We start from the raw sequence: 20,095 nt of genomic DNA on the forward strand, positions 1-20,095 counted from the left end.
CCGTGCGTGTAGGTACAATGCCGACCATTGTACCGACCATCGGGTGCTCATGAGCAAACGCAAGTTGAGCCGCCAGCAGCGCTGGCGCATCGAGAAGATCCAGGCCGAACGCGCCGAGCGCGCCGCCAGAAAGGCCGGCCAGGACGACGAAAAGCTTGCCGCCGGCGAATACGGCGCCGAGCGCGACGGCCGAGTGATCGCTCACTTCGGACGGACCCTGGACGTCGCCAGCCGTGCCGGCGAGACGCCCACCCGCTGCCATCTGCGCGCCAACCTCGAGGGCCTGGTCACCGGAGACCGCGTCATCTGGCGGGCCGGCGAGGACGGCAGCGGCGTGGTGGTGGCCCGAGGCGAGCGCGACAATGTGCTCGAACGCCCGGATATGCGCGGGCTACTCAAGCCCGTGGCGGCCAATATCGACCAGATCCTGATCGTCTTCGCGGTGGAGCCGGAGCCCCACGCCGGCCTGATCGATCGCTACCTGGTGGCGGCCGAGGCCACCGGCATCACCCCGGTGCTGGTGCTCAACAAGACCGACCTGCTGCCCGACGAGGGCGGCGAACTGCGCGGGCTGCTCGATCGCTACCGCGGCATCGGCTACCAGGTGGTGGCCACCTCCACCGAGGTCGACGGCGGACTCGACGCCCTCTACGCCCAGCTCGCCGACCGCACCTCGGTATTCGTCGGCCAGTCCGGGGTCGGCAAGTCCTCACTGATCGACCGTCTGCTGCCCGACGAACAGTTGCGCATCGGCGCGCTGTCGGAGGACTCGCGCAAGGGTCGCCACACCACCACCACCGCCCAGCTCTACCACCTGCCCGCACCGGACGAGAGCCTGGCCTCGGGCGAGCTGATCGACTCCCCCGGCATCCGCGAGTTTGGCCTTACTCACCTGACAGAGCGCGAGGTCACCGAGGGCTTTATCGAATTCGCCCCTTACCTCGGCCTGTGTCGCTTCCGCGACTGCCGCCACCGGCAGGAGCCGGGCTGCGCCATTCGCGACGCCATCGACGAGGGGGCGATTCACCCCGAACGCTTTGCCAGTTATCGTCGTATCGTCGATAGTCTGGATAGCCAATAGGGAAACGCCAGTAGCGTCCCCTCGCGAAGTGCCAGGCGCCAGACACAGCGCCCGCCCCTTTCATCCGTGTGGATCCGCCAGGAGAGAACCATGAGCTCAGAAGACAATCTGTTGCCCTTGATCGCCGAGCCCGAGGAACTCGCCGGCGTGCTGGATCACGAGGACATCCTGGTGATCGACGTGCCGCTGAAGGCGGAAAGCTACGCCGAGGGCCACGTGCCCGGCGCGATCTTTCTTGACCATCGTCGTCTGCTGAAAGGTTCCGGCGACGTCCCCAACGACGTCCCCGATGAAGAGGCCCTGTCACAACTGTTCTCGTCGCTGGGCCTGACCCGGGACACCCACGTTGTCGCCTACGATGATGAGGGCGGCGGCTGGGCCGGGCGCCTGCTGTGGACCCTGGAGCTGATTGGCCACAAGCGCTATTCCTACCTGAATGGCGGCATTCACGCCTGGCGTGACGAGGGGCTGCCCCAGTCCACCGAAGACCATGCGCCGAAGCCGTCGGACTACCAGGCCGAGGTCCTCAATCCCGAGGTCGCGATCGACCGACTCGAGCTTGAAGAGCGCCTGGGCAGCGACAACTTCGCCATCTGGGATGCCCGCTCCGTCGACGAGTTCGATGGCAACAAGGGCCAGAACCGGCACCTCGGCCACCTGCCCGGAGCGGTCAACATGGAGTGGACCGACGCCATGGACCGTGAACGCTCACTTCGCCTGCGCGACTACGCCGAGCTGATCACCGAGCTGGGCGCCATGGGTATCACCCCGGATATGGAAGTGGTCACTCACTGCCAGACCCATCATCGCAGCGGCTTCACCTGGCTGGTAGGCAAGGCACTGGGATTCGAACGCATGCGTGCCTACCCGGGCTCGTGGAAGGAGTGGGGCAATCGCGACGATACCCCCATCGAACACTGACCCCCTTGTTCCCCTGCCCATCTAGGGCTTGTCTGAAAAGTATCTGCGCTCGTCGACTTTTCGGACTGAGCCTAGGGCACTTGATTGCACCAGCGGCGCGGCCGTGAGGCCGCGTGCGCGTCATTGACCACCCGGAGATCGTCCCTTCGTGACCCTCGCCAAGCTGTTTTCCCTGATCCAGTACCCCATCCCCCACCACCTGCTGTCGCGCCTGGTCGGTCTGCTTGCCGACTGCCGTATCGGCTGGCTCAAGAACCTGTTGATCCGCGCCTTCATCAAGCGCTTCAAGGTCGACATGAGCCAGGCGGTGGAATCGGACCCCAGGGTCTACCCGAGCTTCAACGCCTTCTTCACCCGGGCGCTGGCGGCCGGCGCCCGCCCGCTGGAAGACGGCCTGTTGTGCCCCGCCGACGGCACCCTGTCCCAATGGGGCGCCATCGACCATGGTCGGCTGGTCCAGGCCAAGGGCCATCGCTTCAGCATGACCGAGCTGCTCGGCGGCGACCCCAGGGCGGCCACCCGCTACCAGAGCGGCAGCTTTGCCACCGTCTACCTGTCGCCCAAGGACTACCACCGGGTGCATATGCCGCTTTCCGGCACCCTGACCGAGATGGTCTACGTGCCCGGGCGCCTGTTCTCGGTCAACGACGCCACCACCCGCCACGTCCCGGGTCTGTTCGCCCGCAACGAGCGGCTGGTGTGCCACTTCGAGACCGAACACGGCCCCATGGTGCTGGTGCTGGTGGGTGCGATGATCGTCGCCGCCATTGAAACGGTGTGGGCCGGCCAGGTGACACCGCAGTCCGGCCGGGTCGAGCGTGTCCGCTTCGATCGTCCGATTCACCTCGCCAAGGGCGCCGAGATGGGCCGCTTCAAGCTCGGCTCCACCGTGGTCATGGCCTTCGCCGAAAAGGTCGACTTCGATGCCTTGAGCGGCAAGGCCGGCAGCCCCGTCGCGGTGAGCATGGGCCAACGCCTGGGCGGCGAGCCGGGAACCAGCGCAACAGCGGCGACGGCAGACGGCGAAGCGACCGCCAGCGCGGACTGAAGCGCCAAGGCGTATTGGTAGCACCTTTGACAGGAGCGGCTATGGCCGCCCTTCTTGGCGCAGCTGTCAGGTCCCGGGTGATTGCATGATCCGGACGCTGTCTGGATCACCACCCCACGAGGTGCCCAGCCCCCTCAACAGCGCGGTGTGGGAAAGGCGATCACCTCTTCAAGACGCGACTTGCACAGCGCCAGCTGGATCAGCCGGTCGAGTCCCAGGGCGACCCCGCTGCCCTCGGGCATGCCGGCGCCCAGCGCCGCCAGCAGGCGCTCGTCGACGTCGACCTCGGCAAGGCCTTCCTCACGCCTGGCACGATTGTCACCGGCGAAGCGTACGCGCTGTTCGTCCACATCGGTCAGCTCGTCGTAGCCGTTGGCAAGCTCGAGCCCGTTTAGATAGACCTCGAAGCGCGAGGCCACCCAGGCGCCGTCGCGGGGGTCCTGGTGACGCCGGGCCAACGCCGCCTGGCTGGCTGGGTAGTCCAGCACCACGTCGATGCCGTCGCGGCCTAGCTCGGGCTCGATGACGAGGCTCATCAGCAGGTCGAGACACTCATCGCGCGGCGCCTCGGCCATGTCGAGGCCACCGCGTTCACCGGCAATACGGCGAAGTGATGCGATTTCCACCTCAAAAGGATCGATATCCAGCACCTCGCCAAACAGCTCGCGATAGCAACGCTTTCGCGTCGGGCCGGGATTAAACGGCAGCACCTCGCGGATCAGCGCCTGGGTTTCTTCGATCAAAGCATCGAGACTCCACCCCGGGCGATACCACTCCAGCATGCTGAACTCGATATTGTGGCGGCGTCCCACCTCGCCGTCGCGAAAGCTGCGGGCGATCTGGAAGATCGGCCCACTGCCGGCCGCCAGCAGGCGCTTCATGTGAAATTCCGGCGACGTCTGCAACCACAGGGTCTCGCTGCCCGCCGGGGTTACCGCTCGACAGGACAGCGACGCCAGGTGCACGTCGGTGCTGCCGCCGTGACCGAGACAGGGGGTCTCCACCTCGAGCACGCCGCGCTCGACAAAGAAACCGCGCACCCGCTGCATCAGCACGGCGCGGCGGCGCAGGGTGTCCAGCGAGGCCGTGGGTTGCCAGTCTGTCATCGTTCGTTCCTTACCACTTGCCCAATCGACAAAGGCCACGCGATCGCGTGGCCTTTGTCTGTATCTCGATCTGCCGATCCGGGGATATCGCCCTCGCCTCAGGCGCGGGAGACGTAATCACCGCTACGGGTGTCGATCTTGAGCACTTCGCCCTGGTTGATGAACAGGGGAACGCGCACCACCGCGCCGGAGGACAGGGTCGCCGGCTTGGAGCCGCCCTGGGCGGTGTCGCCCTTGAGGCCCGGGTCGGTCTCGACCACTTCCAGCTCGATGAAGTTGGGCGGGGAGACCGAGATGGCGTTGTCGTTCCACAGGGTCACGGTGTACACCACCTGCTCCTTGAGCCACTTGTCGCTGTCGCCCAGGGCCTTCTTCTCGACGGCGTACTGCTCGAAGGAACCGTCGGTCTTCATGAAGTACCACATGTCACCGTCGGTGTAGAGGTACTCCATGTCCAGATCCATGACGTCGGCGCCTTCCAGCGACTCGCCGGACTTGAAGGTACGCTCCCACACGCGGCCGGTCATCAGGTTACGCAGCTTCACGCGGTTGAAGGCCTGGCCCTTGCCGGGCTTGACGAATTCGTTCTCGACGATGGCACAGGGGTCACCGTCGAGCATCACCTTCAGACCGCCCTTGAATTCGTTGGTAGAATAGTTCGCCATGAGATCTCGTTCCTTTCGGTGCCCGGCCCGGCCATCGGCTCAGAGCGGCACTCAACTGACATTTTGCGAGGACAAGCCCCTCGCACGCATCGATGGATGGCCCGCATGATAACCCGAAGCTCGACGCTTTTGCATTGCTCTGCCCCGGATGAGCCGGGACTTCCCGCCCCCGGCGGCTGGCAGCGCCAGCTGGCCGGCGCCATTCGTGACCCGCGCGAGCTGTGCCGACGCCTGGGGCTCGACGCCACCCTGATCCCCGGCGCCGAGGCCGGCCACTCCCTGTTCGAGGTGCGTGTGCCCGAGGCCTTTGCCGCGCGCATGCGCCACGCAGACCCGGACGACCCCTTGCTGCGCCAGGTGCTGCCCCTGGATGCCGAGCAGACAAGCCCTGAGGGCTACGTCACCGATCCGCTCCAGGAGGCCCAGCACACCGCCCGTCGCGGCCTGATCCACAAGTACGCCGGACGGGTACTGCTGATCACCAGCCCCGCCTGCGCGATCAATTGCCGCTACTGCTTCCGTCGCCACTTCCCCTACCAGGAAAACGCGCCCTCACGCAGCCAGTGGGACGACACCCTGGACTACCTGCGCGAGGACGCCACCCTGCGCGAGGCGATCCTGTCCGGTGGCGATCCGCTGGCCGCCAGCGATCGCCAGCTGGCCTGGCTGGTCGAGCGGCTCGACGCCATCCCCCATCTCAAGCGACTACGCCTGCATACCCGGCTGCCGGTGGTGATCCCCGATCGCGTCGACGGCCCCCTGCTCGAGTGGCTCACCGGCAGCCGCCTGCAGAAGGTCATAGTGCTGCATATCAACCACGCCAACGAGATCGACGAGGCCGTGGCCGGCGCCTGCGCGCGGCTCAAGCAGGCCGGCGTGACCCTGCTCAACCAGAGCGTGATCCTCAAGGGAGTGAACGACTCGGTAGATGCGTTGGAAGCGCTCTCGGAGCGGCTGTTCGAGGCCGGCGTACTGCCCTACTACCTGCACGCCTTCGACCCGGTGTCCGGGGCAGCCCACTTCGACGTGGCCGACGCCCGCGCCAACGCCCTGGTCGACGAGTTGCGCACCCGCCTGCCCGGCTTCCTGATGCCGACCCTGGTCCGCGAGGTCCCCGGCGAGGCCAGCAAGACGCCGTTGTAGCAGTGACGCAATCGTCAAAGTACGCTGGTTATCATGCCCGTCACGGGGCGAGGGAAGCTGCAACAGCCTCTCGTCCTCTTTTGTGATATCGACCGATGCCACAAGGAAAGGTGAAGCATGAAGTCTGCCATCAAGGTTTTCCGACCGAAGCAGGCCGACCACAAAAGTGACCTCTGGCACGCCATGTCGGTGACGAAATCGCGGTGCCAAGCGTCGTCGTGCCGAGGGAAACGAACTACCTGATCAACCCGGCACATGTCAGCTTCAAGGCGATGGTCGATAAAGCCCGAGAGATGCCCTTCGCTCCCGATAAACGCCCCTAGCCCCTCCATTGGAACGCTCTCTCAGCAGCACAGCGACCCTGGCTTCCAAAACGCCGCCCGCAACAGACGGCGTTTTTACGACTTGGCGTTACCTGGGCCACGCCGCCACGCCCCCTCCCTGTCAGCTGTCAGCCTGCTACAAAAAGATGAAGGTGAGTGGTTGATCACTATTTTCATTATATGTAATACATATTCTTCTAATTAAAAACTAACTAAAAAAATACCCCAAGGTGCCCGACAGAGGCTCCAGGGGGACGCAGCAGGGACTTCGCAATGCAATCCAAAATTCACCTCGCGCAGCACGTCTGCCGAGCGTGTCGTTCATCGCTGCCGGCGAGGTTGGCGCTCTACCTGGGGATCGGTGCCTGGCTGCTGTATGGCGACCCTTTTGGTCTAGCCAGCAACTCAGACCAGGCATTTTCGGAGGCGTACCAGCGGGTCAGTGCACGCATGACTGGGGTTCCGATTCCCCCGGTGTCAGTCGTCACCATCAATCTTGACGACATAAGAGAGTTGCATAAGGCCCACCGCCTACAAAGCAACGACTGGCCGCTGACATACAACGATCACGCCACCATCCTGGCTCAGGTGCTTGCGCCTGACGCTCCCGGAACCACCGCGCCTGCAGCTGTCTTCTACGATATCCATTTGCAGGACTATCGTAATCTCAGTGGCTCCCTGGATCGGCTGAAACGCCTCACACATCGTATCGCCGAAGACGAGCGACTTCCCACGCTATTGCTTGCGGCTGGTGGGGTTGATACCCCTATGTCGCAGCGAATGCGCGAGACTCTTCCTGTAAGCCAGCTTACCCCAAGCAACTGGCGAGGGCGTAGTACCGACTACGCCTTGGCTACACCCCTGAAAGCTAACGCCTCCCCTAGAGACAGTGGTGCCTTGGGCCTCTACCGCCAGTGGGCTCAGATCGCGGGAATGCCCCCATTGCACACGGCAAGCGATGAACACATGGCGATCCAATGGCGGCTTTCTGACAGGTGCGTGGCCAGGGGCATTTTTGAAAGGACTTCGGAACTACTGCACTACAGTGTCAGCCAACTGTTCAGCAGCGCTTTAGGCCCGTCGCTGAGCAACATGCTGGGCATCGATTTACCTGCGGAGGCTGACGCTTCCTGTCTTCCCTTTCACCAGATAACACTGCGGAACCTTGTCGCAAGCCGAGGTGCCGACCTTCCACCACCTGGTGCAGCTTCCTACGTCGTAATGGTAGGAGTCGATGACTACAACCTTGGCGACTTTCGCGATATCCCCGTCTACAGCCAGCTAGCCGGAATCTTCACCCACGCCATGGCGTTCGAGAATCTCTTTCGCATGCAGCAGGGCTACTTGCGATACGAAGACATGACATGGATGGCCATGCTGGCATGGATTATCACCATTGCCCTGATCATGCGCTCCCCACCCACTTTTGAGCGAAACAACAACGCCTTGTTGCGGAGTTTGGCCTGGTTCACGTTTACGGCCACCAGCGTGGCTCTGACACACCATGTGTTCCATACCCGCCTAAATCTCGTACCAGAGGGGTGGCTTCCCCTGCTGGCAATTGCTCCGTTGGCGCGAGAGATCATTGCGCGCCACGAAGCCCATCTGAAAGCAACTCAGGAGCTTGCATGAAACGCCCCTTTCCACCCATTGCGATCGGTTCAGTACTTCTACTTGCCAGCCTTCCGACTTTCGCCGAGCAGGTAATTATCAACAGTATTATCGGACGACAGTATGCAGAAGTCAGAAAGGTCGAAAATGACAGCTGGGTGCCTTTATCCACAATCGAAGGCCTGCACCTTCCGCTACCGGCCACCAGCGAAAATGGCGAGATCCGTTTCACCGTAGCAGGGACAGACTACGCCATCGCCCGCTCTACGGTGGAACTACAGGACGAGGTGCTGCTTGAGCGAGGCTGCCAGCGTGTCGCGACAGCGATGCGCACAGACAGTCGTTCTGCGGCAATTCGAGGAGCGGGTGAATTATGCAACTAAGCAAAATTCTGGGTGCCGCATCGCTGGTGGTCGGTCTCAGCGGCTGCGCTGCGTTATTGGAGCCCGAGCAGCACTACACTGACGTCGACCTCACGATCCCGACCAGGGACAATCAGGCGATCCATCAGCGTGATCGTACGGTACTCAAGGATCAGTCCGTGCTCACTTATGTAGAGGGAATCCTAAAGCGCCTGGAAGCTACGCACGGCAAGCCTTGCGAATGCCAGGTCGTGGTGGATACTTCGCCCGGCTATGAGGCATACACCGTTTCTGCCAACACTATCGTGCTGTCGTCGGGTGCGATCTCCCAGGCCGAGAGTGAAGACGAAGTCGCAGCCCTGATCGGCCATGAGCTTTACCATGTCTACGAGAATGACGTACTTGACTCGATGCTGCAGGATGGAGCCATCGCCGCCCTGCGAATGGGAGCGGTCGCAGCAGGCGAAGATGTCACAGTAGTATTTGGCGATTCCTTGAAAGAAGCCGCCACTGGATTGATCTATCGACATTTCGAGGCTCAAGATGAAATTGATGCCGACGCCTTCGCGGTGGACCTCCTGGCTCGAGCCGGCTACTCGCAAAACGGCATGAACATGATGATCCGCCGCCTGGGGGAGTACGCCAGCGAAGCCCGGGCTTCCGCACCGGCAGCCGCTGCTTGCCTACGTATGGACGACGAGGGCGAGATATTCATCAACTTCACCCAGTGCACTTCAACACTTACCGGAGCAGACTCCAGCCGGTATCTGGCCAAGGAGGCGCGCACCGAAGCCGCCATGGCACTCGCCATGGAGTTGCCAGATGACCAACGACGACGGAGTACGCAAGGGCAGGTTCCGGAATTTTACACCATCGAGTATCTCGACCAGGTCGCCGATATGGATTTCACCTCGAAAGAAGCCCTGGCGCGTGATCTTCCTCGGATCGAGAGGCTCGATTTGCCTCCAGAGCTTGCCGACGATGCGTCCCTGCACAGCAAGTTCACTGCCGCCTACTTGATGCTCGGCGATCATGAGCGAGCAACCCAGGCGTTGGCCTTGAGTGCACAGAGCACTTATCGAACGCCTACGGTGTTCCGACATTTACTTCAGGTAGCTGATTACAACAGGGATGGTGAACTGGTCGCCCAGTTGCTTCACGACATGGACCGTGAGATTGGCCAGATGCCCAGCATGCTACCCGTAGAGTATTACCTCACTCGACGCTATGACCTTACTGTTCAGGAAGGAATACGTCTGGCGCGTTGCGCCATGACATTGGCTCAGGACCTGGGACTTAGTGAACTCTGCGACGTCTACGGAGATAAAGCTGACAACTACACAGCACTACGCTGGTAATTGTTCAGTTGACTCCTTCCCCTGTGACACGCACCGCCCCCGGGATTTCTTCCGGGGGCGGTGCGTTTACGCCATTTGCCGGCGGCGCGAATCAGGCCACGCTGTCGGCGGTGACGTTGGGCGCCACCTCTTCGGTGGACAGGCAGCGGTTGATCGCGCTCATCACACCCTTGATCGAGGCGCTGGTGATGCTCTCGTCGGTACCGACGCCGAACACCGCCTCGCCCTTGACCCGGACCTCGACGTAGGCGATCGCCTCGGCGTCGGCGCCCTGACCACGGGAGTGCTCGTGGTAGTCAATGATCTCGATATCGTGGCCTTCGCTGCGCAGCGCCTTGACGAAGGCCGCCAGCGGGCCGTTGCCTTCGCCGCTGATGGTGTGGCGCTCACCGTCCTTGGCGATGCAGGCTTCCAGCGTCACCGTCGGGCTGTCCGGCTCGGACGACAGACGGTGGCTGACCAGGCTGTAGGGCTCGGTCTTGGCCAGGTACTCGTCGACGAAGGTCTGGTAGATCATCGCCGAGGTGATCTCCTTGCCGACCCGATCGGCCACCTCCTGCACCACCAGGCTGAACTCCATGGACAGCCGGCGCGGCAGTTCGATGCCGTGCTCCTGCTCCAGCAGGTAGCTGACGCCGCCCTTGCCGGACTGGCTGTTGACGCGAATCACCGCCTCGTAGCTGCGGCCCACGTCGAGCGGGTCGATGGGCAGGTAAGGCACCGCCCAGACGCTGTCGGGGTCTTCCTTGCGCAGCGCCATGCCCTTCTTGATGGCGTCCTGGTGAGAGCCGGAGAAGGCGGTGAACACCAGATCGCCGACGTAGGGATGACGCGGGTGGACCGGCAGCTGGTTGCAGTGCTCGACCTCACGCATGATCGGGGTGATGTTGGAGAAGTCGAGGCCCGGATGGACGCCCTGGGTGTAGAGGTTCATCGCCAGGGTGACGATGTCGACGTTGCCGGTGCGCTCGCCGTTGCCGAACAGGGTGCCCTCGACCCGGTCGGCACCGGCCATCACCGTCAGTTCGGCGGCGGCCACACCGGTACCACGGTCATTGTGGGGGTGAACGCTGACGATCAGGTGATCGCGGTGCTCGACGTTGCGGCAGAACCACTCGATCTGGTCGGCGTAGTTGTTGGGGGTGGCGCACTCCACCGTGGCCGGCAGGTTGACGATCATCTTGTTGTCGGCGCTGGCCCCGAAGGTCTCGCGCACGGCATTGACGATCTCCACCGCAAAGTCCATCTCGGTGGTGGTGAACAGTTCCGGAGAATACTGGAAGGTCCAGTTGGTCTCGGGGGCCGCCTTCATCAGGTCACGGATCTGGGTGGTGGCATCGACCGCGATCTGGATGCACTGGGACTTGTCGACATTGAATACCACGCGACGGAACACCGGATCGGTGGCGTTGTAGACGTGAACGATGGCGTTCTTGGCACCCTTCAGCGATTCAAAGGTGCGCTCGATCAGGTGCGGACGGGCCTGGGTCAGTACCTGGATGGTGACGTCGTCCGGGACCTTGTCTTCCTCGATCAGGCTGCGCACGAAGTCGAAGTCGGTCTGGGAGGCGGAGGGGAAGCCCACCTCGATCTGCTTGAAGCCAATCTTGACCAGCAGATCGAAGAAGCGCTGCTTGCGCTCCTGGTCCATTGGATCGATCAGCGCCTGGTTACCGTCGCGCAGATCAACGCTGCACCACTGGGGCGGGGTCTCGATGCGCTGGCTGGGCCACTGCCGATCAGGCAGGTCCACGGCCACGAAGGGGCGGTACTTGGTCGAAGGGTCCTTGAGCATCATGGCGTTTTCTCCGGAATAGGGTGTGTCGAGCGAAGCGTTATTGGAAGGCCTGTTGGGCGGCCCGGCCAGCGCCTTGTGAGCAAAGGCCAGGTGAAAACGGCGACGCCCCGCTCGCCAGAGGCGAGCGGGGCGTCATAAGTCGTTCCAGGACCGAGACGATAGCGACCACGACAATTCGCGCACCAGCCATCCGTACATCGTCACAACGACGAGAGCGGACACCACAGGTGGCGTGACGGGACGGGTTCATGGTGGGGCACTGGGTACTGACGGACATCTTGCAACCTCGACTCAACCTGACTGGTGGCGATCCTGCCAGCGACGCAAGCACAAAGGGCGTCGCCACGCGCATTCAAACGCGTAGTAGTAGTCGTAGGTCGAGGTGGCGAGATGTCATGTTCATGCGCTCTAGAAAATCAGTCTTCAGCGACGTTGTCAACTGCGGCGCGCCAGCGCGGGCGCCACGAGCGCTCGCTGTCATGTGAATGTCCTCGAGCCGGACTAGGGTAATAGAGCGATTCCGGCGCCCCGGAACCACCGTAATCTCTGACAACACCACCAGACTCGTGCTGATGGTTCAGCATGGCTGACACAAAGGAGACGCTCCATGGATGCCCATCACCACCGCCGCCCCGCGCCCCTCGCCGCGTTACTGTCATGCGCGATCACAGCCATCGCGCTCTGCGGGGTCACCGCCGCGCCCGCCATGGCCGAGGACAACGCCTCCAACGCCAGCGCTTCTTCCTCCCTGCCGGTCAGTCTGGGCCCCCGCCCCTACTTCCTGATCGACGACATGGACGAGGACAATGCCCAGTCCGCGGAGCTCAAGGCGACCCTTGAGCAGTGCGCGGCCAACCTTGAGCAGCCCACCCGGAGCGACTTTTCCATCGGCCACCGCGGCGCCCCCCTGATGTTCCCCGAGCACACCCGGGAATCCTACCTGGCCGCCGCGCGCATGGGCGCTGGCGTGCTCGAGTGCGACGTGGCCTTTACCGAAGACAAGGAACTGGTCTGCCGCCACTCCCAGTGCGACCTGCACGGCACCACCAATATCCTCGAGACCGAGCTTGCCGAGCAGTGCAGCGTGCCACCGACCTTCGATGCCGATGGCAAGTTGACCAACGCTGCCGACGTCCAGTGCTGCACCAGCGACATCACCCTGGCCGAGTTCAAGACCCTGGAAGGCCGCATGGACGGCGTCGACACCAGCGCCGACACCCTGGAGGCCTACCTGGCCGGCAACCCGCGCTGGCGCACCGAGCTCTATGCCGATCGCGGCACCCTGATGAGTCACGCCGAAAGCATCGCGCTGTTTCAGGACCTGGGCGTCAAGATGACCCCGGAGCTGAAGACACCGAGCGTCGAGATGCCCTTCGACGGCATGAGCCAGCAGGACTATGCCCAGAAGCTGATCGACGAGTACGTCGAGGCCGGCGTGCCCCCGGAAGACGTCTTTCCCCAGTCGTTTCTGCTCGATGACGTGCGGTACTGGGTCGACAACACCGAGTTCGCCGACCAGGCGGTGTACCTGGACGATCGCTATGACGTGGAAGGCTTCGACGTGACCGACCCCGCAAGCTGGGAGCCGTCGATGCAGGAGCTGGCCGATATGGGGGTGAAGATTCTGGCCCCGCCGATGTGGATGCTGCTGGCCGAGGGGGACAGCGAAGACCGGCCCATCGTGCCATCGGTCTACGCCGAGAAGGCCATGGAGGCAGGACTGGAGCTGATCGCCTGGTCCTTCGAGCGCTCGGCGCCGCTGACCCGTGACGGTGCCTGGTACCACCAGACCATCGACAATGTCGTCGACAACGATGGCGACAAGATGGTGGCACTTGACGTGATGGCCCGCGATATCGGGGTCAAGGCGGTGTTCTCTGACTGGCCGGCGGCGGTCACCTTCTACGCCAACTGCATGGCCGACGAGCTGGCAAAATAAGCGGCAATGACCACCCGCGAACCTGGTCGGAACGCATAAAAACGGCCGGGTGGATAACCACCCGGCCAGAACGCCTTCCGTGGCGTTGGCGCCCCTAACGCCATTCCGAGGGCTCCATCCTAACGATCGTCAACCTCGAGAGCGCTCCCCCATCGGCGGTAGCCAGCCACCTCCAGACGAGGGCAGGCAACCAGGCATGTCCCGCTCCTCCTTCAAGGAGTCGTCGTCTCCTGAGCAAAGCTTATGCCGGTGGCCCTGATACTCACCCGAGTGCCGGCGTGGCCTGCGACGATAGCCTCGATATCGGCCAGCGCCCCGATAACTGCAGTCTTGCCGCTTGAACGAGCAAACTCACAGGCCGCCTGCACCTTGGGCCCCATGGATCCTGCGGCAAAACCCTGGGCTTCCAGGCTATCGGGATCAGCCATCGCCACCCGACGGCTATGCGGGGTCCCCCAGTCCAGATAGACCCCGTCCACATCGGTGGCGATGATCAGAAGATCGCTGGCCAGCTCCTGTGACAACAGCGATGAGCACAGGTCCTTGTCGATCACCGCCTCGATGCCCTCGAGCTTGCCATCCTCCCCGTAGACCGTGGGGATGCCGCCACCGCCGGCACAGATCACCACGGTGCCCTTCTCCAGAAGCCAGCGCAGCGGGCGAATCTCGAAGATTCGCTTGGGTCTAGGGCTCGGCACCACCCGGCGGTAGTGATCGCCGTCACGCGCCATGGTCCAGCCCTTGAGCTCCGCCAGCCGGCAAGCCTCGTCGCGCGGGTAGATGGGACCGATGGGCTTGCTCGGCTGCTGGAAGGCCGGGTCATCGGCGCCCACCTCGACCTGGGTCAACAGCGACGCAAAGGGCACCTCCGGCGGCAACAGGTTGCCGAGTTCCTGCTCGATCATGTAGCCGATCATGCCTTCGGTCTCGGCACCCAGCACATCCAGAGGAAAGACGTTGTCCTCATCGTAGGCCGCCCCTTGCAGGGCCAAAAGGCCCACCTGGGGCCCATTGCCGTGGGCAATCACCAGCTCGTTGCCTGATGCGATGCGCGCGATCTGCTCGCAGGCGATACGAATGTTGGCGCGCTGGGCCTCGCCGTTCATGACCTCGCCACGCCGCAACAGGGCGTTGCCACCAAGGGCAATCGTGATACGCATAACAGTGTCCTTCCCGTTCGGGGTTGCTGGCGGCCCAGGGGCCGCCAGGCTATCTTGCCGATCCGTTGGTGCGTGACTTACACATCGCCAAGGGTCGAGACCATCACCGCCTTGATCGTATGCATGCGGTTCTCTGCCTGTTCGAAGGCGATGCAGGCCGGCGACTCGAACACCTCCTCGGTGACCTCGATGCCGTCCTTCAGCATCGGGTACTGCTCGGCGACCTGGCGCCCCACCTTGGTGTCACAGTTGTGGAAGGCCGGCAGGCAGTGCATGAACTTGACCCTGGGGTTGCCGGCGGCCTCCATCAGCACCTTGTTGACCTGGTAGGGCAGCAACTGGTCGATGCGCTCGGCCCAGGCCTCCACCGGCTCGCCCATGGACACCCAGACGTCGGTGTGGATGAAGTCGACGCCCCTGACCGCCTCGCGGGGGTCCTCGGTCAGGCAGATGCGCGCGCCGCTGTCCTCGGCGAAGCGCCGGCAGTTGGCCAGATGCTCCTCGTCCGGCCACAGCGAACGTGGCGCGGCGATCCGCACGTCCATGCCCAGCTTGGCGCCGATCAGCAGAAGCGAGTTGCCCATGTTGTTGCGGGCATCGCCCAGGTAGGCGAAGGAGATCTGGTGCAACGGCTTCTCGGCGTGCTCGCGCATGGTCAGGACGTCGGCGATCATCTGGGTCGGGTGGTACTCGTCGGTCAAGCCGTTGTAGACCGGCACCCCGGAGAACGCCGCCAGCTCCTCGACCACCTCCTGACTGAAGCCGCGGTACTCGATGGCGTCGTACATGCGCCCCAGTACCCGGGCGGTGTCACGCATGGACTCCTTGTGCCCGATCTGGGACGAGGTGGGATCGATGTAGGTGACGTTGGCGCCCTGGTCATAGGCGGCCACCTCGAAGGCGCAGCGGGTGCGGGTGGAGGTCTTCTCGAAGATCAGGGCGATGTTCTTGCCCTTGAGTCGCTGGGCCTCGCAGCCGCTGTACTTGGCCCGCTTGAGGTCCCGCGACAGGTCCAGCAGGTAGCGCAGCTCGCGCTCGGAGTGATGCATCAGCGACAGCAGGTGACGGTTGTGGATATTGAAGGACATGAGGGTCTCCTTGACGGCCACCAGGGCAGCCGTCGATTCACAGTTAAAGAAGCGAAGTAACGCGTAACGACGTCGTCAGAAGTCGACGGGATCTCGCTGAATCGGACAGGTCATGCAGTGACCGCCGCCTCGCCCACGGCCCAGTTCACTGGCACTGATGGTGATCACCTCGACCCCGGCCTTGCGCAGCAGGGTGTTGGTGTAGGTGTTGCGGTCGTAACCGACCACCACGCCTGGCTCCAGGGCGACCACATTGTTGCCGTCGTCCCACTGTTCGCGCTCGGCCTCGAAGCTGTCGCCACCGGTCTCCACCACCCGCAGTTTCGGCAGTCCCAGGGCCTCGGCCACCACCTCGATGAAGCTCCCCTTCTCGCGGCGCACGTCGATGCCACTGGGCTTGCTCTCGTCGGGGCGCAGACTGAAGGGAACGATGTCCTTGACCACGTCAGGGAAGACCGTCACCAGGTCGCGATCGCAGAAGCTGAAGACGGTGTCCAGGTGCATGGCGGCGCGCGACCGGGGCAGCCCCGCCACGATCACCCGTTCGGCCTCGCCGGCCCTGAACAACGCGCTCGCCACCTGACCGATGGCCTGGTGCGAGGTGCGCTCACCCATGCCGATCAACACCACGCCGTTGCCCACCGGCATCACGTCGCCGCCCTCCAGGGTGGCCGAACCATGGTCCTGGTCGGGATTGCCGTACCACACCTTGAAGTCGGCGCCGGCGAAGCGCGGGTTGAAGCGATAGATCGCCGAGGTCAGCAGCGTCTCCTGGCGGCGGGCCGGCCAGAACATCGGATTGAGTGTCACCCCGCCGTAGATCCAGCAGGTGGTATCCCGGGTGAACAGGGTGTTGGGAAGCGGCGGAAGAACGAAACTGGACTGGCCCAGATAGTCACGGAAGGTCTTGAGGGTCTCGCCTCCGTGGCTCTCGGTGATGTCGGCCCAGGACACCCCGCCGATCAGGAACTCGGCGAGTCTCCGTGGCTCCAGTTCACTAAGCCAGGCGCGGACCTCATCGGCAAGGCCGAAGCCGACCAGGTTGGAGGTCACCTTGCGCTCGAGAATCCAGCGCATGGCGTCGCGATTTTCGAGGGTTTCGGTGAGCAGGTTGTGCATCTCGAGCACTTCGATGTCACGCTCGCGCATCTTGGTCACGAAGTCGAAGTGGTCGCGCTTGGCCTGGTTGGTCCACAGCACATCATCGAACAGAAGGTCATCACAGTTGCTGGGGGTCAGCCGCTGATGAGCAAGCCCTGGCGAGCACACCATGACCTTGCGAAGCTTGCCTACCTCGGAATAGACGCCCAATCGTGAAGATCCACTTTTCATTCTGTTGCTCCTTCCCTATTGCGGGACTGTCACTACCGCATCATCAATGAACCTGACCGCTGTAACATGTTGAACATCGAGGTCTAGCTACAGACTCAACCACCCCTGATAGAGCCCCAGCGTGGCCGCCAGCGCCGAGGCGATAGTGACCGCGAAGATAATCTTCTCGATGGGGGTAAAGACCTTTTCATCACGCTCGCTCTTGGCCTTGTAGAAGAACACGGCACCAGGGGCGTAAAGCAGCGCCGACAGCAACAGATAGTCGATACCGCCAGCAAACAGCAGCCAGATCGCGTAGAGGGTAGCCAGGCCGCCGATAAACAGATCCTTGCGGCGTACCTCGGGCTCCTTCTCGTAGGTTTCTCCCTTTACCGCGAGCAACAGGGCGTAGGCCGCCGACCACAGATAAGGCACCAGGATCATCGAGCTTGCGAGGTAAAGAAGGCTCAGGTAGGTGGACTCGTTGACCAGTGTCAGCAGCAGAAAGAGCTGGATCAGGCCGTTGGAAAGCCACAGGGCGTTGACCGGCACCTTGTTGGCGTTTTCCTTGCTCAACAGTTCAGGCATGGTGCCGTCGCTGGAGGCCGCGTGAAGAATCTCGGCGCACAGAAGTGTCCAGGACAGCAAGGCGCCGAGCAGCGAGATCACCAGGCCCAGGCTGATCAGATGACCGCCCCAGGGGCCGACCACCTGGCTCAGCACCAGCGCCATGGACGGGTTCTTGAGCTCAGCGAGTTCCGGCTGGCTCATGATGCCCATGGACAGCACATTGACCATCACCAACAGCAGAAGCACACCGACAAAGCCGATCACGGTGGCGCGCCCGACATCGCGACGATCGCGAGCCTTGGCGGAATAGATGCTGGCGCCCTCGATACCGATAAATACCCAGACGGTGACCAGCATCATGTTGCGAACCTGGTCCATCACGCTGCCAAGATCGGCGTTGCCGGCACCCCAGAAGTCCATGGTGAAGACGTCCAGGTGAAAACCGATGGCGGCCAGCACGATGAACATGATCAGCGGGACGATCTTGGCGATGGTGGTCACCAGATTGATGAACGCCGCCTGCTGGATGCCCCTGGCCACCAGGAAGTGAACCGCCCACAACAGGATCGAGGCACAGCCGATGGCCGCCGGCGTATTACCCTCGCCGAAGATGGGGAAGAAGAAGCCCAGGGTGCTGAACAACAGAACGAAGTAGCTGACATTGCCGAGCCAGGCGCTGATCCAGTAACCCCAGGCGGAAGAGAAGCCAAGATAATCGCCGAAACCGGCCTTGGCGTAGGCATAGATGCCGGCGTCGAGTTCCGGCTTGCGATTGGCTAACGTCTGGAAGACGAACACCAGTGCCAGCATGCCGACCGCGGTAATTCCCCAGCCGATCAGCACCGCCCCTGGTGCGGCGCTCGCCGCCATATTCTGCGGAAGCGAAAAGATGCCGCCCCCGATCATCGAGCCGACGACCAGCGCAAGCAAGGCGCCGAGTCTCAGCTTTCCTGTGTCATTTTCCATGGGAAGGGTTTCCTCGTGGGGACCAAAAGTTTGCCAATTCAGGCTACTCTCTTTTTGGCCCCTTGAGGCTACCGAAACCGCCGTACACACCTCTCTGCTGACTCGTGTCAACTACGCCTTTCGACGTACATAATAACGACCCCGATCAGGTTATATCGCTCCACCACCACTGTTTGATCTCGGCCGCTTGCAACGACCTTTCCCTCGGAGTTGCGGTCAGTGGCTCGTCCCGAGCGAGGGAACTTTGCTTCGCGGGTGCCTGCAGCGCCATGTCGCTACCAGGTTCGCGACAACGTCCAGGCTCGCTGGCACCGTGCGAGAATGGGAGACACAAAAAAAGGGAGCCCTGGGCTCCCTTGCAGTAGAAGTGAACATCGCGTCCAAGCGACGATGTCGATGACGTCCGGGCTAGTCGTGGCCCGGCGCCTGGCAGGACAGATCCGCCTGGCGATAGCCGATCAGATAGAGCACGGCGTCAAGCCCCAGGGTCGAGATGCTCTGACGGGCCTGGGCACGCACCAGCGGCTTGGCGCGAAAGGCAATACCGAGTCCGGCGGCGGCCAGCATCTTGAGATCGTTGGCGCCATCGCCCACGGCGATGGTCTGTTCCATGGTGATCCCCTCGCGCTGGGCGATCTGGTGCAACAGCGCGGCCTTGCGATCGGCATCGACGATCGGCTCGCGCACCTCGCCGGTGACCTTGCCGTTCTCGATCACCAGCTCGTTGGCGTGGATCTCGTCGAAGCCCAGCCGCTGCTGTAGATGCCGGGCGAAGTAGGTGAAGCCGCCGGACAGGATGGCGGTGCGGTAGCCCAAGCGCTTGAGCTGGGCCATCAACTGTTCCACCCCGTCCATCAGCGGCAGCTCTTCGGCGATCTCGGCCAGCACCGACTCGTCCAGGCCCTTCAGCTTGGCCATGCGCTCACGGAAGCTCTGCTGGAAGTCGAGCTCACCGCGCATGGCCCGCTCGGTAACCTCGGCGACCTCGTCGTAGACCCCGTGGCGGCGCGCCAGCTCGTCGATGACCTCGGCCTTGATCAAGGTAGAGTCCATGTCGAAGCACACCAGGCGACGGTGGGTGCGCCAGATGGAGTCTTCCTGCAGGGCGATATCGACCCCGTGGGTCGCACCCAGCGCCAGCGCCTTCTCGCGCAGCGACTCGAGGTCGACGTCCTCACCGCGCAGCCAGCACTCGACGCAGCTGCCCTGGGCCGGTGCCTCGCCGTCCAGCGGCTCGCGCCCGGACAGGCGATGGATCAACTCCACCGTCAGCCCGTGCTCGGCGGTCAGCGCCCCCACCTCGGCCAGGATGCCGGCAGGCAGTCGCGGCGCCAGCAGGGTCATGATCAGGCGCGGCTGACTCGCGGTCTCGCTCCAGCGATGGTACTCCTCGGCGCTGATCTGGATCGCCTGGACATCCAGACCCAGCTCATCGCCGGCGCCCGACAGGGCGCCTTCCAGGTCGGCCTCGTGGTCAAGCGCTACCAGCGCCTCCAGCGAGACGATACCGAAGGTCACGCTCTGGTTGATGTCCAGAAGGCGCGCGCCGCTGCGGGCCAGGATCCGCCCCAGGCCGGCAAGCTGGCCGGGGCGGGCCTGGCCGGTAGCGCGCATCAGGATTCGTCGTGTCATGGTGTGTCTTCCT

The 20,095-nt window shown here is 63.2% G+C and carries 16 protein-coding genes; 8 read left to right on the plus strand and 8 right to left on the minus strand.

Annotated features, from left to right (window positions below; translation table 11 throughout):
* The first annotated feature begins 49 nt into the window (after positions 1-49).
* The 3 genes from rsgA (at position 50) to asd (ending at position 3,050) form a co-directional block, all read left to right on the plus strand.
* A complete protein-coding gene (rsgA, locus tag KUV74_RS02110) occupies positions 50-1,081 on the plus strand; it encodes a small ribosomal subunit biogenesis GTPase RsgA (RefSeq protein WP_045993090.1) in 1,032 nt (343 codons plus the stop codon).
* A gap of 90 nt (positions 1,082-1,171) precedes the next feature.
* Entirely contained in the window at positions 1,172-2,002 is an 831-nt protein-coding gene (locus KUV74_RS02115; RefSeq protein ID WP_045993089.1) for a sulfurtransferase, read from the plus strand.
* Between the two features lie 148 nt (positions 2,003-2,150).
* The gene (gene asd, locus KUV74_RS02120) at positions 2,151-3,050 is read left to right on the plus strand and encodes an archaetidylserine decarboxylase (protein ID WP_222515542.1); all 900 of its coding nucleotides are present in this window, start codon (positions 2,151-2,153) and stop codon (positions 3,048-3,050) included.
* A gap of 134 nt (positions 3,051-3,184) precedes the next feature.
* Here asd and epmA read toward each other — a convergent pair whose 3' ends face one another.
* A complete protein-coding gene (epmA, locus tag KUV74_RS02125) occupies positions 3,185-4,156 on the minus strand; it encodes an EF-P lysine aminoacylase EpmA (RefSeq protein ID WP_222515543.1) in 972 nt (323 codons plus the stop codon).
* 98 nt (positions 4,157-4,254) lie between these two features.
* The gene (gene efp / locus KUV74_RS02130) at positions 4,255-4,821 is read right to left on the minus strand and encodes an elongation factor P (RefSeq protein WP_045994506.1); all 567 of its coding nucleotides are present in this window, start codon (positions 4,819-4,821) and stop codon (positions 4,255-4,257) included.
* Positions 4,822-4,926: 105 nt separating this feature from the next.
* Between efp and epmB the strand changes: the two genes are divergently transcribed.
* From epmB to KUV74_RS02150, 4 genes are all read left to right on the plus strand, one after another.
* Complete coding sequence (epmB, locus tag KUV74_RS02135) at positions 4,927-5,964, plus strand: EF-P beta-lysylation protein EpmB (protein WP_222515544.1); 1,038 nt, start codon at positions 4,927-4,929, stop codon at positions 5,962-5,964.
* A 596-nt stretch (positions 5,965-6,560) separates the two neighbouring features.
* Entirely contained in the window at positions 6,561-7,919 is a 1,359-nt protein-coding gene (locus KUV74_RS02140; RefSeq protein ID WP_222515545.1) for a CHASE2 domain-containing protein, read from the plus strand.
* On the plus strand, positions 7,916-8,281 hold the full coding sequence (locus tag KUV74_RS02145) for a hypothetical protein (RefSeq protein ID WP_222515546.1): 366 nt from the start codon (positions 7,916-7,918) through the stop codon (positions 8,279-8,281). Before KUV74_RS02140 ends, KUV74_RS02145 begins: the two co-directional genes overlap by 4 nt.
* Positions 8,272-9,618 (plus strand): M48 family metalloprotease, encoded by a 1,347-nt coding sequence (locus KUV74_RS02150; protein ID WP_222515547.1) that lies wholly within the window; start codon positions 8,272-8,274, stop codon positions 9,616-9,618. Before KUV74_RS02145 ends, KUV74_RS02150 begins: the two co-directional genes overlap by 10 nt.
* A 91-nt stretch (positions 9,619-9,709) precedes the next feature.
* Here KUV74_RS02150 and leuA read toward each other — a convergent pair whose 3' ends face one another.
* On the minus strand, positions 9,710-11,416 hold the full coding sequence (leuA, locus tag KUV74_RS02155; protein ID WP_045994508.1) for a 2-isopropylmalate synthase: 1,707 nt from the start codon (positions 11,414-11,416) through the stop codon (positions 9,710-9,712).
* A 607-nt stretch (positions 11,417-12,023) separates the two neighbouring features.
* On the opposite strand from leuA, the gene KUV74_RS02160 reads away from it, so the two are divergent.
* A complete protein-coding gene (locus KUV74_RS02160) occupies positions 12,024-13,355 on the plus strand; it encodes a glycerophosphodiester phosphodiesterase family protein (RefSeq protein ID WP_261395023.1) in 1,332 nt (443 codons plus the stop codon).
* Positions 13,356-13,567: 212 nt separating this feature from the next.
* On the opposite strand, the gene arcC is transcribed toward KUV74_RS02160, so the two are convergent.
* From arcC to serB, 5 genes are all read right to left on the minus strand, one after another.
* Positions 13,568-14,515 carry a carbamate kinase gene (gene arcC, locus KUV74_RS02165; protein WP_222515548.1) on the minus strand — a complete coding sequence of 316 codons (948 nt, stop codon included), beginning with the start codon at positions 14,513-14,515 and terminating at the stop codon, positions 13,568-13,570.
* A gap of 77 nt (positions 14,516-14,592) precedes the next feature.
* Positions 14,593-15,603 carry an ornithine carbamoyltransferase gene (locus KUV74_RS02170; RefSeq protein WP_108449821.1) on the minus strand — a complete coding sequence of 337 codons (1,011 nt, stop codon included), beginning with the start codon at positions 15,601-15,603 and terminating at the stop codon, positions 14,593-14,595.
* A 75-nt stretch (positions 15,604-15,678) separates the two neighbouring features.
* Positions 15,679-16,935: an arginine deiminase gene (gene arcA / locus KUV74_RS02175; RefSeq protein ID WP_045994512.1), complete on the minus strand. Its 1,257-nt coding sequence runs from the start codon at positions 16,933-16,935 to the stop codon at positions 15,679-15,681.
* 87 nt (positions 16,936-17,022) lie between these two features.
* Positions 17,023-18,450 carry an arginine-ornithine antiporter gene (gene arcD, locus KUV74_RS02180; protein WP_222515549.1) on the minus strand — a complete coding sequence of 476 codons (1,428 nt, stop codon included), beginning with the start codon at positions 18,448-18,450 and terminating at the stop codon, positions 17,023-17,025.
* 408 nt (positions 18,451-18,858) lie between these two features.
* Entirely contained in the window at positions 18,859-20,082 is a 1,224-nt protein-coding gene (serB, locus tag KUV74_RS02185) for a phosphoserine phosphatase SerB (RefSeq protein WP_222515550.1), read from the minus strand.
* Between the last annotated feature and the right edge of the window lie 13 nt (positions 20,083-20,095).

It is taken from the genome of Halomonas sp. DP1Y21-3, from assembly GCF_019801245.1.
GTDB classification, from domain to species: domain Bacteria; phylum Pseudomonadota; class Gammaproteobacteria; order Pseudomonadales; family Halomonadaceae; genus Halomonas; species Halomonas litopenaei.

Excerpts from the sequence above, each read along its gene's own strand:
- rsgA (WP_045993090.1), top strand. The coding sequence starts at position 50 with ATGAGCAAACGCAAGTTGAGCCGCCAGCAGCGCTGGCGCATCGAGAAG.
- KUV74_RS02115 (WP_045993089.1), top strand. The coding sequence starts at position 1,172 with ATGAGCTCAGAAGACAATCTGTTGCCCTTGATCGCCGAGCCCGAGGAA.
- epmA (WP_222515543.1), bottom strand. The coding sequence starts at position 4,156 with ATGACAGACTGGCAACCCACGGCCTCGCTGGACACCCTGCGCCGCCGC.
- efp (WP_045994506.1), bottom strand. The coding sequence starts at position 4,821 with ATGGCGAACTATTCTACCAACGAATTCAAGGGCGGTCTGAAGGTGATG.
- epmB (WP_222515544.1), top strand. The coding sequence starts at position 4,927 with ATGATAACCCGAAGCTCGACGCTTTTGCATTGCTCTGCCCCGGATGAG.
- KUV74_RS02140 (WP_222515545.1), top strand. The coding sequence starts at position 6,561 with ATGCAATCCAAAATTCACCTCGCGCAGCACGTCTGCCGAGCGTGTCGT.
- KUV74_RS02145 (WP_222515546.1), top strand. The coding sequence starts at position 7,916 with ATGAAACGCCCCTTTCCACCCATTGCGATCGGTTCAGTACTTCTACTT.
- KUV74_RS02150 (WP_222515547.1), top strand. The coding sequence starts at position 8,272 with ATGCAACTAAGCAAAATTCTGGGTGCCGCATCGCTGGTGGTCGGTCTC.
- leuA (WP_045994508.1), bottom strand. The coding sequence starts at position 11,416 with ATGATGCTCAAGGACCCTTCGACCAAGTACCGCCCCTTCGTGGCCGTG.
- KUV74_RS02160 (WP_261395023.1), top strand. The coding sequence starts at position 12,024 with ATGGATGCCCATCACCACCGCCGCCCCGCGCCCCTCGCCGCGTTACTG.
- arcC (WP_222515548.1), bottom strand. The coding sequence starts at position 14,515 with ATGCGTATCACGATTGCCCTTGGTGGCAACGCCCTGTTGCGGCGTGGC.
- KUV74_RS02170 (WP_108449821.1), bottom strand. The coding sequence starts at position 15,603 with ATGTCCTTCAATATCCACAACCGTCACCTGCTGTCGCTGATGCATCAC.
- arcA (WP_045994512.1), bottom strand. The coding sequence starts at position 16,935 with ATGAAAAGTGGATCTTCACGATTGGGCGTCTATTCCGAGGTAGGCAAG.
- arcD (WP_222515549.1), bottom strand. The coding sequence starts at position 18,450 with ATGGAAAATGACACAGGAAAGCTGAGACTCGGCGCCTTGCTTGCGCTG.
- serB (WP_222515550.1), bottom strand. The coding sequence starts at position 20,082 with ATGACACGACGAATCCTGATGCGCGCTACCGGCCAGGCCCGCCCCGGC.